We start from the raw sequence: 15,606 nt of genomic DNA, 5'->3' as shown, positions 1-15,606 counted from the left end.
AGAGCAGAGCAGAGCAGAGCAGAGCAGAGCAGAGCAAAGATGGGTAGTGGGTGGGGCAAAGTAAGCACGCTGCGGCCGGGTCGTGAGAAGAAAGCACAAGGTCGCGGGGCGGTTGAAAGACGAATAAGGCGGGGCCTGCACAGAAACGCAGATGATGGCAGGTGGTGTGTAAGGGACTGCCTGCGCGCTTTCATGATGCAAATTTTCTAAAAAAGGCGTCTGCATGAGACGCCTTTTTCACAGTTGTTCTCAGGATTTTTTGCGGGCCTGTGTCAGCAGGTCCGCAACGCGGTCCCAGTCAACCAGAGTGTCCAGAAACGCCTCAACATATTTTGGGCGCATGTTGCGGTAGTCAATATAGTAGGCGTGTTCCCAAACATCACAGGTCAACAGAGCGGTGTGCCCATGTGTGAGCGGGGTATCTGCATTGGCGGTTTTGGAAATGATCAGCTTTTCGCCATCATAGGCCAACCAGCCCCAACCGCTGCCAAACTGAGAAACGCAGGCCGCTTTGAAGTCTTCCCGGAATTTTGCAATAGAGCCGAAGTCTTTAATAATTTGGCCTTCTAGCGCTGCGGGCATGGCGCCGCCGCCGTTGGGCTTCATGCTCAGCCAGAAAAAGGAGTGGTTCCAATGCTGGCCCGCCTGATTGAACAGCACACGGTGTTCGGCATCCCCCGCTGTTTTGCGGATAAGGGTTTCCAGATCCAGCCCATGGAACGGGCCGCTGGCTGTCAGTTCATTCAGTTTGTCGACATAGGCTTTGTGGTGTTTGCCGTGGTGGTATTCCAGCGTCTCGCGCGACATAACGGGAGCGAGGGCATCCAAAGCGTAAGGTAGTTCAGGCAGCGTAAACATGGCGTCTGATCCCTGAGTGTCAGGACGACTTTTCAGACAGAACAATGTGGCCTGTAAAAACGGAAAACTGTAGGAAAAGCAGCTTTCATACAGGACACAGCACAGAATTTTTTAAGTCAGTCTGAAATGATCATCTGTTGCAAAATAGGGCGTGGGTCTGTGCGGCCCGCAATAATCCCGAAAGGATTTATAGCTTACGCTCTCTGATATGCAATATGCTATAAAATAAGGTACGATCAAACTTGCATGTCCGCGTGATACCTACCTGCTTAGCGCCGGATGAGAATATAGTTGATCGTCAGATCAATATCGAAGTGGTTGCCCTTCATGTCCGGCGGGACCGGCGGCAGTTGAGAGCCACGGAACATGCCGGAAGTGGCGGCATCCAGATAGTAGGATCCGGCAGAGCCCGTCTGATACACGGATTTTACGCGGCCCGTGCGGTCCAGCACGACATGCACGGAGGAACTACCTTCCTCCCCGTTCCGCGCCGCTTCTTCCGGGTAGTACATATGGCGCTGGATCCATTCATTAATCTGCTCACCATAGTCATCGCTTACACCGCGCACGGACGCACGAGAGGTGTAGTGTGCGTTAATCTGGCCGTTTTCCACCACCGGGCCAACGGAAAGGTCAATTGGGCCGCCGGAACCGCCCGGTCTGCCATGGCGAGAGCGGCGCGGGGCTGGAGCCTCGTTGAAGGAGAGGTCCATCGGGTTATCAAAGGGAGACGCCGCACGATGGTTGGGGTTTTGTGTGGGGCGGGCGTGCTGCGTGGGGCGCGGCACAGCATGGGCCTGCGGCTTGTGGCCAGACGGCGGATGCGCGGTTTTAACCGGCTTGGGCGGTTGCGGCACGGACTTGGCCAGCCCATCCGCCGCCTCTGGCAGCGGCGGGGTAGCCGGTGTTTCTTCAGACGGTACGGTGGGTGACGGTGGCCCTTCGGCTGGTGTTGGTTCGGCCTGTCCGGCTTTGCTCGGGGCTTTGCCGGAATTGCCGCCTCCGGCTTCATCCGAATGTGGGCCAACCATGCCGCTGGTGGATTCTGGTTGCGCGAACACCATTTCCACTGGCGAGGGCTGCTGCCCATTGGGCGTGCCGTGAGAGGCATGGTGCGCTGCCTGCCACAAGAGCGCGCCAAGCAGCAGAAAATGGGCGAGGGCGGAGGCCGTCAGCACCGGGCCGATTGTCGGCTCCGCGTAGAGTTCCCGGCGGATGAGGGGGGTCGCTGTCCCTTTTACGCGGCGATAGCCGGTGGCCGGACGAGCGACGGGAGTGGGGGAGGCGAGCAGCCGCTCGCGTTCACCATCCTGCGGGGCAGGCGGCGGCGCGGTAGGACGTGCAGGGTCGGAGGGGGAAGGCGGAACCAGCCGTGGTTCCACACCATCCCGCCTGCGCGAAGAAGGGCTGGGCTTCGCCGTCATGAAGTGCCGGATCTCTCCTCCGCAAAAACCGCGCCAGAGGCTGACCGGTTGAAGCGGCTATTTTGCCATTGCTTCTGCATTGTTGCCACCCTGAATCCGACACACCCCCTTACATAGCAGGCTGCGCGGCGTTGTGTAATGCATCATCTGTTGTCAGTAGATGCAGGAGTGGAGGCGGCGGGTTGAGGTGCCGGGTGTTCCGATGCGTCTGGAGGCTTGGGGATATCGTTGGGCTGCGGCGGGGCAGGTTCCATGGGTGTGGGCGGGGCGCTCTGCATGGTGGAGGGCGTAATCTCGTTACGCAGGCGTTTGACGTCTGCCGCCTGTACGGCTGAGCCGTTATTCCCCCACGCTTGCCGGATAAAAGTGACAACCGTTGCCACCTGCGTATTGCTCAGCCGGTTGCCAAAGCCCGGCATGGTAAAAGCGGAGGGGGCCGAGGCCGTACCGTGGAGGGTCGCGCCGGTCAGGACGATGTGAATCAGAGAGTCTGGTGTGCTGCTCTGCACCACTGGGTTACCAGCTAATGGCGGGAAGGCCGGGGCATAACCCGCGCCACTGCTACGGTGGCAGGCAGCGCAATTATCCAGATAGAGTTGTTGGCCCGGTGTCAGCCTGCCGCCTGCTTGCAGGGCATGGGTTGCAGTGAGGTCTGGCTGCCAGAGCGACTGTGTTTCATCGGCGGGGGGCAGGCTTTTCAGGTAGGCCGCCATGGCGGTCAGGTCATTATCCGTCAGATATTGTGTGCCGTGATGCACGGCGGTGTCCATGTTGCCGAAGCTGCTGCCGTGCAGGTTCCGGCCAGTGCGCAGGAAAGCAATGAGGTCTGCCTCACTCCACGCGCCTAGTCCTGTGCGCGGCTCACCGCGTAGCGAGGGTGGGGTCCAGCCATCTACCGGCGCGCCGCCCGCCAGATAGTGCGGGCCATCCTCTGCGGTCAGGGCCGTTTCCTGCATCGCTAGGCCGCGTTTGGTGTGGCAGGCACCGCAATGGCCGGGGCCTTCCACCAGATAGGCGCCCCGCGCCAGTTGCGGCGAGGCAAAGAGGCGTTCAGCCGATTTGCGTGCAGCGTGCGGTGAGGGGGCAAAAAACCATCGCCACACGGTAAGCGGGAAACGCATGGAGAGCGGCCATGGAATGGCGTTGGGCCGCACCGCCCGTGGCACCGGCCGCACATCCTGCATGAAGTAGGCGTAAAGCGCATGCAGGTCCGCATCTGTCATGCGGGCATAGGAGGGGAACGGCATGGCGGGGTAAAGAGAGGCCCCATCAGGCCGCACACCTTCCCGAATGGCGCGCATAAATTGCGCTTCAGTCCAGTTGCCAATGCCGTGGGTTTTGTCCGGCGTAATGTTGGAGGAATATAGCGTGCCGATGGGAAGCTGGAAGGCATACCCCCCGGAATAGGGCGCGGCACCGGGCATACTGTGGCAGGCCGCGCAATCCGCCGCGGCGGCCACATAGCGGCCTTTGGCGATCAGAGTGTGTGTGGCGCTGTCTGTGCTGACGGAAGGAGTGATTGCTGTGGACGGGTGCTGCGTAATCTCGGGTGCGGGAGATGGTAACGCGGTCGGCGCGGACAGCGTGTTCGCCGGGCTGGTGCCTGAGGATGCAGCGGGTGAGGCCGATGGTATCACCGGGGGTGCGGGAACAGGGAGGGAGGACGTGGCGGATGAGCCTGAGTGCGCACCTTGCGTTTCTGCGGCCAGAGCTGGGGTGGTCAGAGTCTGTGTCGCCAGAGCCAGTGTCGCCAGACCAGGGATAGCCAGAACAGGGATCGTCAAAAGCGGCGTGGTCAGGCTGGTGAAGAGGAGAAGGCCGCAGAGCGGAGAGGTCAGAAAAACCCTTCTGTTGAATGGAATTTTATCAGATTTTTGTGCGCGTTGCGTCTTTTGAACATGCCCTGTGTAGGGCCGCATGTGGGGGGTGCTGGGCGCGTTTGCGGGCGTTCTCATAGTGCCACCAGTGGGCCGCCATTGCCCTTTAGCCATTGGGTGCGGATATGGTGCGCGGACCAGTAGGCCAGTGCCGCCACCAGTCCGGTTGGGTTGTAGCCCATGCCTTGGGGAAAGGCGTTGGCCCCGACTACAAACACGTTGGACACGTCCCAGCTTTGCAGATAGCGGTTGAGGGCGGAGGTTTTTGGGTCCTCCCCCATCACGGCACCGCCACAAAGATGCGTTGTCTGATACTCTCGCACGTCAAACGGTTTGCCGGGCTCACGCATGCCGTAATGTGCATCCTGCGCGCCAAGAGCTTTGACCACATTGGCAAGCTGCCCGATGACATAACGGTTCATGCGGATGTCGTTTTCTTTCCAGTCAAACGTCATGCGCAGCATGGGCTGGCCGTAGCTGGTGCGCCATGTGGGGTCTAGGTCCAGATACACATCGCGATAGGCCATGTTGGAGCCCTGCGCATTGATGGTGAAGGAATGGCGGTAGGTTTCGACGGCGGCCTTTTTCCACGCACTCCCCCACCGGGGCACACCCGGTATGTTGGCTTTGGCTCCGGCAATGGGCTTCACCCCGGCCTGATTGACCCAGAGCGGAGAGCCACCAATAAAGCCGAGAGGGCCGTGGTCAAAATTGTCGCTGTTGAAATCATCAATCGCAACACCCCCAGCGGAGCCGATAAACTGGTCCGTGCTGCGGGTGGGCGGCATCCAGACGGTGCTGTTGGTGATGTTCTGATAGGTAAAGTTCCGCCCCACTGTGCCAGTGTTGGCGACAGGATCATACGCTTTTCCAATACCGGACAGCAGCATGAGGTGCACGTTATGGAACTGGAAAGCGGCCAGAATGACTAACCCGGCAGGCTGGGTGATGTGGTTGCCCTCGGCGTCCTGATAGACCACGCCTGTGGCTTTTTTGCCGGTGGAATCCAGCAACACTTTTAGCACATGGGCGTTGCTGCGGAGTGTGAAGTTTTCATGCCTGCGCAGGGCGGGCATGATGTTCACGTTGGGGGAGGCCTTGGCGTACATATAGCAGGCATAATCGCTGCAATAGCCACAGAAATTACATGGCCCCATCTGCGTGCCATACGGGTTTGTATAAGGTTGGGAGGCATTGGCGGCGGGCATGGCGTAGGGGTGGTAACCGGCTTCGGCCGCGGCATGGCGGAACAGATGCGCGGTATAGACATCCCGCAAGGCCGGAAGAGGGAAATTATCAGAGCGATCAGGCGCAAAAACATTGCCTGTGCCAGTCTTTTTTCCTTTAATGGTATAGGCTTCCCCCGATGTGCCGAAGACTTTTTCCGCACGGTCAAAAAACGGTTCTAACTCTTCATACGTCACGCCGTAATCCTGAAGGTTCATGCCTTCGGGGATAAAGTTACGGCCATAGCGTTCCGTAATACGGCTGCGTAGCCGGAGGTCCTGCGGTGGGGCACGGAAGTGCACCCCGGTCCAGTGTAGCCCAGCCCCGCCAACCCCGGCACCGGGTAGAAACGCCGCCAGCCGACGATACGGCACGGCTTCCTGATCTATCCGGTTGCGAACTGTCACGGTAGTTTGCGCGGGATTCTGAAAAAGCTTGTAACGCACAGCCCCTTCCAGCTCATCCAGCGAGGATGGATAGGCGCCATCCCGTGCCGTGGAGCGGCGACCGCCGCGTTCCAGCATGACAACGGAGAGTCCGGCCTCGCACAGTTCTTTGGCCATGATGCTGCCAGCCCAACCGCTGCCAACCACCACAACATCCACGGGCGGAAGCGTTTTTTCAGCCATGCTCAGCACTCTCTCCGGAAATGGAAACGGGGCCGTAAGGATAGGGGGTGTCATACCGGTCCACCCAGTCCATGTAGTCCCCCCGCGCGCCGGGGAAGCCCATTATGAGCCAGCCTGCCATGTGCCGGTTACCGCCGTGGATCGGGTCAGAAAAAGCGCCTTCAATCGTGTCGGCGCGGAGTTGCTCGAAAAACGTCTTGGCGGGCAGCGAAACGGGGTGGCCGTCAAACTGTGTGGCGTTGTGTTCGAGTGCTCTCAGCACAGTGTCCTGTGTTTCTGGCGGAAGTGTTTCAAACGCGGCCTGATGCGTCTGCTGCACCCATGTTATCACGCCGGATAAGCCGATTTTGTAAATCTGCTGTGGGCTGTAGGGGAGTTGATAGCCCAGATTGTCGGCGGCATCCGGCCGATGTGGGCCTTGCATGTACCAGAGTTCCCCTCGGCCCCATGGGGTGTCCATCTGTCCGTCAATAAATTCGGGCACGCCAAGAGCTATGGCACCCGGACTGAGGGCATCTGTGGGGAAAATCCGCTCACACGCAGCTCTCAGAAAGGCAAATTCCGCTGGACTGAAAAAGCGTGGGCCGTGGGGGGCACCGGCAGCGTCTGGGGGAGCGGGCGGCTGTGTGCCGAGGGTGTTTTGTGTCGAGGCAGCCTGCGCGGAAGGGGCGGTTGCTGCCTGACTCAAAGCCAGAGCGGCGGCCCCGGTGCCGAGGCCTTGCACAACGCGTCGCCGGGTTGCGGTCGGGGCTGATGCAGGGGCGGTTAAGGTGGCCGGGGAACGAGCAGGCGGGGTTGGAGCGTCGGGCATCTGCTGGGCAGCGGAATGAGGGCGGTGCGGCATGTCAGGCATCGGCAAGCGTGTTTCCGTGGACGGGGGATGACCACAGGCGGTCCCCGGTCCCGCTTCAGCGGCTCTGTTGCGCGACCGTTCTCTCCTTATGGTTAGCGGACCCAAGGCAGGGAAACAAGGTTACAGGCGACATCTTGTGCGCCAGAAGGCAGAGGAATGGCCTTTCCAGATAGGGAATTGACCGCAGGGCAAGGAGGCGCAAAGCGCTTCAAAAAACGGTGGGCGCAGCGATTTTGACCGGGCTGACGGGATGTTTTGGGGTGAGGAGCAGTGGGGCAGATGGCATGGCACTGCGGAAACCCAGACAGTGGTGTGGGGTTGTGAGCAACTGGTCTACGATGCGGCCGCCAGAGGGCGGGCATAAAAAAAGAGCGGCCCCGTAAGGTGCCGCCCCCTTTTTTCACTTGTGCTTAAAAGCTGGTTTATTACCAGATTTTTACGCGCTGCTTGGGTGTTAGATACAGGGCATCACCGGGTTTGATGTTCCATGCTTTGTACCAGGTATCAATGTTATGCATCGGAATGTTCACACGCGCCTGCGGCGGGGAGTGCGGGTCCGTCACGATCAGGTTCTTGATCGTGTCATCACGCAGTTTTTCGCGCCAGACCTGCGCCCAGCCGAGGAACACGCGCTGGTCCCCTGTCAGGCCATCAATCACCGGAGCGGGCTGACCGTTCAGAGAGGCGTGATACGCATCCAGAGCCAGTGTCAGGCCACCGAGGTCGGCAATATTTTCACCCATGGTCAGCTTGCCGTTGACGTGCACGCCCGGCAGGACCTCAAACGCATCATACTGCGCGCCAAGGCGGTCAGCCAGCTTCTGGAAGCGAGCAGCGTCGGCCTTGGTCCACCAGTCACGCAGGCGGCCATGTTCGTCAAACTGGCGGCCTTCATCATCAAAGGAGTGGGTCATTTCATGACCAATCACGCCCCCGATGGCCCCATAGTTCACAGCAGCGTCGGCCTGCGGGTTGAAGAACGGCGGCTGAAGGATGGCTGCGGGGAACACAACCTGATCAAACAGCGGGTTGTTGTAGGCGTTCACCGTCTGGGGTGTCATGTCCCATTCGTTCCGGTTAACCGGCTTGTCCAGACGGGCCAGCCAGTAATCCCATTCAAACGCTACGCCGTTCTTGGCGTTGCCATACACGTCACCCTTGGTCACGTTCAGGCTGGAATAGTCGCGCCATTCGTTGGGGTAGCCGACCTGCACTTCAAAGTTTTCAAGTTTACGCAGTGCGGCTTCTCGCGTTTCCTTGCTCATCCATGTGTTGTGCTGGAGGCGGATGCGGAAGGCGTCCTTCAGGTCGCCCGTCAGCTTCTGCATGGCGGTGCGGTTTTCTGCGGGGAAGTAGCGTTCTACATAAACCTTGCCCAGAGCCATGCCCATAGCACCGCTTGTGGCCTGCACACCGCGCTTCCAGCGGACGGGCAGAGCGGGCTGGCCGGAAAGAGCCTTATTGAAGGTAAAGCGGGCCTGTACGAAGGCATCCGGCAGGTAGGTGGAGGCGTTTTCTACCGTATGGAACGCCTGCCACGCCTGAAGCAGACCAATATCAGCGGAACCGAGAATGGCGGCTTCACCCGTGATGGCGGAGGGTTCCCCGACAATTACGGTGCGGTTTTCAAGCCCTTCCGCGGGTAGGCCAGCGGCGGTCAGCCACGCCATCCAGTCAAAACCGGGGGCGACTTTGGAGAGTGCAGCGACTGTCATGGGGTTGTAGGTTTTCTGCGGGTCACGCAGGTCAGCCCGGGCCCAGTGGACGTTGGCCAGCTTTGTTTCAAACGCCACAATCGCGGCGGCGGCAACAGCCGGTTGCGGCCATTTGATGAGTGTGAGCGCCTGCGTAATGTAAGCCTGATAGGCTTCACGCTTGGCGGCAAATTCCGGCTTTAGGTAATAGTCACGGTCCGGCAGGCCCAGCCCGGACTGATCCACGCCCAGTGCGTAGTGGGTCGGGTCCTTGGCGTCCGGATTGATACCAAGCGAGAACGGGGAGGTCATGAAGTTGCGTGAAGCCATGCCGGACAGCGTGGCGAACGCTTTGGCGTCCCGCATTTTCTGGATGGTTTCCAGATCATCCTTCATGGGTTTTATGCCGTGTTTTTCAATGGATTTTTCATCCATGAAAGACGCGTAATACGTGCCCAGCTTTTCCTCAATGCTCGTGGGGTGTTTGACCGGATGAGCGGAGAGGTCATTCAGGATGCTCTGCACGCGGGAGCGGGAGAGTTCAGCCAGAGCGTTGAAGGGGCCATAGCTGGTCATGTCTGACGGAATGGTCAGATGGTCCAGATAGGTGCCGTTGGCATATTTGAAGAAGTTGTTGCCCGGCTTTTCTGCGGTGTCACGACCGGCAAGGTCCACACCCCATGTGCCGAAGGACGCCTGCGGCACAGCTGTGGGGGCTGCGGCAGCCTGCGGGGTGTTCTCCGCGCGGGCAACGCCTGCAACGCTGCTCAGGCCAAGTCCTGCGGACAGCAGCAGAGCCACGCGACGAGACATTTTGGCATGACGGCGAACTGTCATGATCTCTTCCTATCTTCTGGCCGGAGGTTTGAGCATCAACTCTCCCCCGTCATGTTTGTGGAACAAACTGTTCCGGTATGCGGATAAAAGCATGTTGTGTCGGGGCTGCCTACCCCATGCGTGGGGTGTTCCCTTTTTTCTACCAGAGATAGACGAACTTCATATAATAGGCATTGGTTTCCGGCGTGTTCCGGCCTTCCACGCTATGGGAGTAGCGGGTGGTCAGGCTGATGCTTTTGGTGAGCGTAAACATGACACCGCCCCCCATGGCGACTTCCCGGCTGCTGGAGTTATCAATCCAGTTCTGCACGGTGCGGTCTCGCGTGGCCGCGGTATTTTGCCAGTCAAACGCCAGAAACGGTTCCACCACGCGATGGGCTTTCCAGCTAAAACGCAGATTGCTGTGGAATGTGGTGCCCGGTTTGTAACTATGTTGCCCATCCAGATGTTTTGTCATGCTGACAATGGCTCCAACGTCTCCATCAAAGCTGAAATGCTTCCATTCATAGTCAAACATAAAGCTGGAGAGATTGGACCAGTAATGCGTGGCGAGTGACTCCCGTGTGCCACTTGGTGTTTGTAAAAATGTCTGGATACCAAAGGTGCTGTTCTTGTTTGGTTTAAACCAGACAGCCGGACCGCTGATGGTGCCGCCAAGGCCGCCGTAATTGGTGCCGTGTGCTAGTACGTAGGATTCAGTCTGAATGACCTCAAACGCAAAGCCGACGTGGGGAATGGCGTCAAAGCTCCTGAAATGCACGTATTTTGTCATTCCAGCCCATGTGTGGCTGCCGCCTTCTGGCTTACGCTGACCCAAGCTGTTGTAACTTAGTCCGGCTGCATTGCCGTCCCCATACTGCACCAGAACGTTAAAAGGCTTGAAATCAACTGGAAGATCGTATTCATGCGGCCCGATGATGGCCAGAGGGACATCAGCCGCCTGTGCGGTAGTAACACTCGCTATGGCTGTGAGAAAAACTGTCAAGGCTGCACGGCGAATATAAAAAATATCCATAAAATACAGGCTTTTCAGAAGGGTTGAAGGGCTGATAAAGGGGCGGCGACAAGAACGAACCATGGTCGGGAAGGCACTTTAAGATGGCAAAGGTTGTAAAGGGATCTACACGCCGCAGCCCGTGCCTCATGGCCAGCGTCGTGTCCTGACAAACGCATTCATGAAGATGTTTGTGGAAGTCCGTATGTAACAAACCTGTGATAGTTTTATATTTCACATAGATGTTATTTAGGACTTGTCTGAATAAATGATCAGTAGCAAGAGACGTTTAGACGAAAATTGGAAGGGAAACGGCCAGACTATTACAAAAAATTTGGTAAAAATTTGATGGTTGTTCCTGAAAACTGAGAGGTAAAAATGAAGCCGACCTTATCGAGGTCATTAGGGCTTATAACGGGTGTGGCGCTGGCGCTGGTGGGGCTGTACCTCGCCATTGCCGGGGGGCAGCTTGCGTTCCTTGGCGGGTCGCTGTTCTACCTGTTGGCCGGTGTTGTCCTGATAGTAACGGGCATTCTGGGTGTTGTGCGCCCGAAAGCTGCATCGCTGGTTTATGCTGGCCTTATGCTGGTGACTCTTGTCTGGGCGCTGGCCGAGACGGGGTTGGATATCTGGGGGCTTGAAGTCCGTCTTCTCACCTTTCTGGTGTTTGGCGTCTGGCTTCTGGTGCCGGCTGTCTGGGCAACGGGCCGAGGCTGGATGGCGGATAAAGCCCCCCTGCTGGGTAGTGTTGCCGTAACGGGCGCTGTGCTGCTGGCAAGCTGCTTTACGTCCTACTCCATTAACGGCACCCTCTCTCCCGAGCGGATGGCAGCAACAGACCCCGCAGCCGAGACGGACAATAATATTGCCAATGCAGACTGGCACTATTATGGCCGCACCGCGCATGGGGACCGCTATTCTCCGCTGAGGCAGATTACGCCGCAGAACATATCCCACCTAAAGCTGGCATGGCAGACCCAGACGGGTGATACCGCCCGTGTGGGTGAAGCTGCCGTGGCGGGCCCAGATCAGGGACACGAGTTCAACCTTGAGGTGACACCCATCAAGGTGGATGACACCCTGTATATGTGCACGCCCCATAGCTGGATTGTGGCGATGGACGCCGCAACGGGTAAGATCAAATGGACGTATGACCCGCATCCCGACAAAAAGGATGTTGCGGCAAACGTGTATCTGGCCTGCCGTGGTGTATCTTTCTACAAGGCGCCTGAAGGCACACAGACCTCTTGCCCGAAGCGGATTTTCTCCCCGACGGCGGACGTGCGTCTGGTGGCCGTGAATGCGGAAACCGGCAAGCCCTGTGATGATTTTGGGGATCACGGGTCCATTTCCCTGCGCACCTATCTGGGCAATGTGCCGCTTGGCTTCCACTTCATCACCTCGCCGCCGCTGGTTGTAAAAGACCGCGTGGTGCTGGGTGGCTGGGTGATGGATAATCAGGCCAACTTTGAACCCTCCGGTGCCGTGCGTGCGTTTGACCCGCTGACAGGTGAACTCGCATGGGCATGGGATGCTGGCCATACGCCGGAAAACTGGAAGCCCGGCCCGAATGATGAACTGACGCGTGATACCCCCAACGCATGGGGTGTTTACACGGCAGACCCTGAACTCGGCCTGCTCTATATCCCGACCGGCAACTCCCCGCCCGACAACTGGGGTGGCTCACGCCGTCCGTTTGACGATGCAACGTCCAGCGCCACCATCGCTCTGGATATTGAAACCGGTGAACGGAAATGGACCTTCCAGACCGTGCATCACGACCTGTGGGACATGGACATTCCGGCTGGTCCGTCTCTGGTTGATCTACCCGGCCCGAATGGTGAGACCGTTCCCGCACTGGTGCAGGCCACCAAACGTGGCGAGTTCTTTGTGCTCGACCGTCGCACTGGCCAGCCTGTTCCGGGTTACCCGGTTGAAGAAAAGCCGGTTCCGACAGCCGGTGTTGCACCGGATGACCATGTGTCTCCTACCCAGCCGTACCCGGTTGCCATGCCTTCTCTCACTCCGCCGGATCTGAAAGAAACGGACATGTGGGGAGCAACGCTGCTGGACCAGCTTATCTGCCGTATCCAGTTTAAATCGTCTGCGTATGAGGGGCAGTTTACGCCGCCGCATGTTGGCAAAACCACCATTGTTTACCCGGCTTTCTACGGTATTGTAGACTGGCAGGGTGCAACGGTTGACCCTGTGCGCAAGGTTCTGCTTGCCAACGCCAGCTATCTGCCGTTCCGCATCAAGCTGGACCACCGCACCGGGCTGGAACAGAGCGGCGCTCTGCCCAAATGGAACGGTGAGGGCAATGAGCCCACACCCAAGGGCAATGCTCTGGCAATCTCCCCTGACTATGGCACTCCGTATGTGGCCTACACCAACCCGTGGCTGAACCCGCTGCAAATCCCTTGCAAAGGGCCAGTATGGGGCACCATGACGGCGATTGACCTGGTGACAAAGAAAATCATCTGGCAGCACCCGATTGGCACCACGCGGGACACCGGGCCTTTCCGCACCCACACCAACCTGCCGCTGCCCACGGGCATGTATAACATTGGCGGTAGCATTGTGACCAAGGGCGGGATGGTCTTTATCGGCGCCACGGCGGATGACTATCTGCGCGGGATTGATCTTGCGACGGGCAAAGTAATCTGGCGTGACCGCCTGCCCGCTGGTGGTCAGGCAACCCCCATGTCCTATGAAGTCAACGGGAAGCAGTATGTGCTGATTGCCGCTGGCGGACATGGTGGGCTTGGCACCCGCTCTGGCGACTATATCCGCGCTTATGCGCTGGATGAGGGCGCAAAATAACATCTCTGGCTCGGTAGATTTTTGAAAAATCTGCCGGGTTCTTGCGATGACGGAAAAAGCCGGTTTCGACCTTTTTGAGGTTGGAACTGGCTTTTTTTATTGGATGTGGCGGGTTGGTTCTGGTGTGATTGGGGCGTTTTGTAATCACATGGTCGGACGGGCCTGCTCCACCGTGTCGGGTGGGATTCGCGTGGCTGTGTAACGCCGCGGGCGTTGGGAGAGGAAGTGCGGAAATGGTGTGTCTGGTCATTAAAAACGGGGGGCCAGCGGCTCTGCCGGAATGGAAGGCTCTGTTTGCCCACCTCATGCCGGACCTGACGGTGCGAGACTGGGGGGATCCTGCGCTCAAACCTTCTGAGGTGGAGTACGCGCTGGTGTGGAAGCCGGAGCCGGGGCGGTTGGCAGAAATGGTCAATCTGAAGGCCATTCTGAGTGCTGCTGTGGGCGTGGACCATATTACCCGTGACCCGGACTGGCCGAAAGCTGTGCCCCTTATCCGCATGGGGGGAGAAGAGCCGGTGCAGCAGATGGAAGATTATGTGCTGTGGGCCGTGTTCTCCATTTTGCGGGATGTTCCGGTCTGGCGTGTGGGACAGCAGGATAAGGTCTGGGCGCGTCAGGACACGCCGCCCCGGATGTCTGACTCCATGCGGATCGGGGTGATGGGTTTGGGCAGTCTTGGCCGCCCTGTTGCCATGCGGCTGGCCCGGACGGGCTTTCAGGTTTCCGGCTGGGCGCGCCATGCCAGAACGCTGGAAGGTGTCACCTGCTACGCAGGCCCGGATGGGCTGATCCCCTTTTTGCAATCCTGTGACACGCTGATCTGCCTGTTGCCGGAAACGCAGGAAACGCGGGCGATGGTGACGTACGATATGCTAGCCCAACTCCGCAAACCTGCGGGGTTTATCAATGTGGGGCGTGGCCCGCTGGTTGTTGAGGCGGATCTACTACGCGCGCTGGATGACGGGACGCTCCATGCTGCCGTGCTGGATGTGTTTGACAGGGAACCTCTGCCTGCGTCTTCGCTTTTATGGACGCATCCGCGTGTGTTGGTGACCCCGCATGCTGCGGCTGATGCCTCGCGCTCTGCGCGGGCGGAGTATGTGGCGTCCGTCATTCAGGCGCTGGAGCAGGGGCGGGATGTGCCTCTGCGGTATGACCCGGCAAAGGGCTATTAGAAGCCATTCCGGCAGGCTGCGGTACCTTAAAATATGTGACTATCAGGTGAAAATATGGGAGAAATTCCATTCCGAGCTTGCAAGAGAGCGGGGCTGCCGTACATAGGGGAGCGGTTTTTCAGCATGCTAGCTGCCGGGCTCCCGTGACATCCCTTGAAATGGCCTGACAGGGGGAAACGGGTCAGTTTTCCCCATTTATGGTCCATTTTATGGCCCGTTTTATGGAGAGCCAGCTTTGTAGAGGATATGGTCTCATTTTTTACGCCGGTCAAAAAGCTGTCTTTCGCTCTAAAGCAGATGCAACCAGACGCATGAGCAGGCTGGGCACAGCGCTGACCGTGGTGGGAATGGTGCCTGTCTGGTGCGCGGCGGCACAGGCCGAGGTAGGTGAGGCTCCTGCGGTCGCGGCCGATGCGCCTCCGGCTCTGGCAACCGGGGTGCAGGCGCGTCCGGCGATGCGTCCCCCGATACACCCCGCGGTGCGCCCCACAGGGTCTTCCGTAGCAGTTCCCGCACGGAAGAGGTCCGCTCTTCCGGCCCGGCATACAGGCAGCGCAAAGCCCGGCCCCGTGGTGGCGCGGCAGGCAACTGCGGTGGATGTCAGCGCGCATCGGCATGATTTTGCGTATCAGGAAGCCCAGCATATCCCGGATGCCACCACGCGTATTACGGCGGAGCGGCTGATCGAGCGGGGCGTGGTGACGTTGCGCGGGCTGGAGAAGGTGGCTCCGAATCTGACGATTCAAAGCATCAACGGCACGGCCTCTACCAATTTCTATCTGCGCGGGGTGGGGTTTAATGACTTCACGCAGAACAATATGGGTCCGGTGCTGACTTACGTGGATGACGTCGCCTTTCCCTATTCTTCCATGACCAGCGGCATGATGTTTGACCTTGCCGGAGCCAGTGTTACCCCCGGTCCGGTGGGCACGGAACACGGACAGTCGGACACGGGCGGGGAGGTGCATCTGCACACCAATGATCCGACGGATGTTTGGCATTTCGGCGCGACGGAGGATATTGCGTCCTACGCCCGCAGCCGGAGTGAGGCGTATGTTTCCGGGCCTCTGGCCCGGGGGCTCAGCTTCCGTCTGGCCGGCCAGACGCAGCATGGCGGCGGCTGGCAGACCAACCCGCTGAACGGGGACCATTTGGGGGATGCGGATCTGTGGGCCCTGCGCGGTAAATTACGCTGGAAGCCGGACGCACACA

The 15,606-nt window shown here is 59.0% G+C and carries 11 protein-coding genes; 3 read left to right on the top strand and 8 right to left on the bottom strand.

The annotated features are described in order from the left end of the window. The 8 genes from AD949_RS14255 to AD949_RS00680 all read right to left on the bottom strand — a co-directional run. Window positions 1–225, bottom strand: a 225-nt coding sequence (locus tag AD949_RS14255; protein ID WP_211259971.1) for a hypothetical protein, incomplete at its 3' end; no start/stop codon positions are given. Between the two features lie 24 nt (window positions 226–249). Continuing rightward, window positions 250–858 (bottom strand): superoxide dismutase, encoded by a 609-nt coding sequence (locus AD949_RS00710; protein WP_048835886.1) that lies wholly within the window; start codon window positions 856–858, stop codon window positions 250–252. Between the two features lie 269 nt (window positions 859–1,127). Continuing rightward, window positions 1,128–2,282: an energy transducer TonB gene (locus AD949_RS00705; RefSeq protein WP_048835885.1), complete on the bottom strand. Its 1,155-nt coding sequence runs from the start codon at window positions 2,280–2,282 to the stop codon at window positions 1,128–1,130. Window positions 2,283–2,425: 143 nt separating this feature from the next. After that, window positions 2,426–4,066 (bottom strand): c-type cytochrome, encoded by a 1,641-nt coding sequence (locus AD949_RS00700; protein ID WP_306308941.1) that lies wholly within the window; start codon window positions 4,064–4,066, stop codon window positions 2,426–2,428. A gap of 167 nt (window positions 4,067–4,233) precedes the next feature. Next, the gene (locus tag AD949_RS00695; protein WP_048835884.1) at window positions 4,234–6,015 is read right to left on the bottom strand and encodes a GMC family oxidoreductase; all 1,782 of its coding nucleotides are present in this window, start codon (window positions 6,013–6,015) and stop codon (window positions 4,234–4,236) included. Next, the gene (locus AD949_RS00690) at window positions 6,008–6,868 is read right to left on the bottom strand and encodes a gluconate 2-dehydrogenase subunit 3 family protein (protein ID WP_244463377.1); all 861 of its coding nucleotides are present in this window, start codon (window positions 6,866–6,868) and stop codon (window positions 6,008–6,010) included. The genes AD949_RS00695 and AD949_RS00690 overlap by 8 nt, the downstream gene beginning before the upstream one ends. A gap of 425 nt (window positions 6,869–7,293) precedes the next feature. Further along, the gene (locus tag AD949_RS00685; RefSeq protein WP_048835883.1) at window positions 7,294–9,399 is read right to left on the bottom strand and encodes a M13 family metallopeptidase; all 2,106 of its coding nucleotides are present in this window, start codon (window positions 9,397–9,399) and stop codon (window positions 7,294–7,296) included. A 139-nt stretch (window positions 9,400–9,538) separates the two neighbouring features. After that, window positions 9,539–10,477: a transporter gene (locus tag AD949_RS00680; RefSeq protein WP_244463372.1), complete on the bottom strand. Its 939-nt coding sequence runs from the start codon at window positions 10,475–10,477 to the stop codon at window positions 9,539–9,541. Window positions 10,478–10,771: 294 nt separating this feature from the next. Between AD949_RS00680 and AD949_RS00675 the strand changes: the two genes are divergently transcribed. From AD949_RS00675 to AD949_RS00665, 3 genes are all read left to right on the top strand, one after another. Continuing rightward, window positions 10,772–13,216 (top strand): membrane-bound PQQ-dependent dehydrogenase, glucose/quinate/shikimate family, encoded by a 2,445-nt coding sequence (locus tag AD949_RS00675; RefSeq protein ID WP_048835882.1) that lies wholly within the window; start codon window positions 10,772–10,774, stop codon window positions 13,214–13,216. Window positions 13,217–13,449: 233 nt separating this feature from the next. Continuing rightward, the gene (locus AD949_RS00670; protein WP_048835881.1) at window positions 13,450–14,394 is read left to right on the top strand and encodes a 2-hydroxyacid dehydrogenase; all 945 of its coding nucleotides are present in this window, start codon (window positions 13,450–13,452) and stop codon (window positions 14,392–14,394) included. A 311-nt stretch (window positions 14,395–14,705) separates the two neighbouring features. Next, a partial coding sequence (locus AD949_RS00665; RefSeq protein ID WP_346186929.1) for a TonB-dependent receptor plug domain-containing protein occupies window positions 14,706–15,606 on the top strand: 901 nt, incomplete at its 3' end.

Origin of the sequence: Acetobacter orleanensis (genome assembly GCF_001581005.1) — a bacterium.
Taxonomy (GTDB): domain Bacteria; phylum Pseudomonadota; class Alphaproteobacteria; order Acetobacterales; family Acetobacteraceae; genus Acetobacter; species Acetobacter orleanensis.
The sequence above is the reverse complement of the archived record's forward strand: the minus strand, read 5'-3'. Positions and strand labels throughout refer to the sequence as shown.

Excerpts from the sequence above, each read along its gene's own strand:
- AD949_RS00710 (WP_048835886.1), bottom strand. The coding sequence starts at position 858 with ATGTTTACGCTGCCTGAACTACCTTACGCTTTGGATGCCCTCGCTCCC.
- AD949_RS00705 (WP_048835885.1), bottom strand. The coding sequence starts at position 2,282 with ATGACGGCGAAGCCCAGCCCTTCTTCGCGCAGGCGGGATGGTGTGGAA.
- AD949_RS00695 (WP_048835884.1), bottom strand. The coding sequence starts at position 6,015 with ATGGCTGAAAAAACGCTTCCGCCCGTGGATGTTGTGGTGGTTGGCAGC.
- AD949_RS00690 (WP_244463377.1), bottom strand. The coding sequence starts at position 6,868 with ATGCCTGACATGCCGCACCGCCCTCATTCCGCTGCCCAGCAGATGCCC.
- AD949_RS00685 (WP_048835883.1), bottom strand. The coding sequence starts at position 9,399 with ATGACAGTTCGCCGTCATGCCAAAATGTCTCGTCGCGTGGCTCTGCTG.
- AD949_RS00680 (WP_244463372.1), bottom strand. The coding sequence starts at position 10,477 with ATGGTTCGTTCTTGTCGCCGCCCCTTTATCAGCCCTTCAACCCTTCTG.
- AD949_RS00675 (WP_048835882.1), top strand. The coding sequence starts at position 10,772 with ATGAAGCCGACCTTATCGAGGTCATTAGGGCTTATAACGGGTGTGGCG.
- AD949_RS00670 (WP_048835881.1), top strand. The coding sequence starts at position 13,450 with ATGGTGTGTCTGGTCATTAAAAACGGGGGGCCAGCGGCTCTGCCGGAA.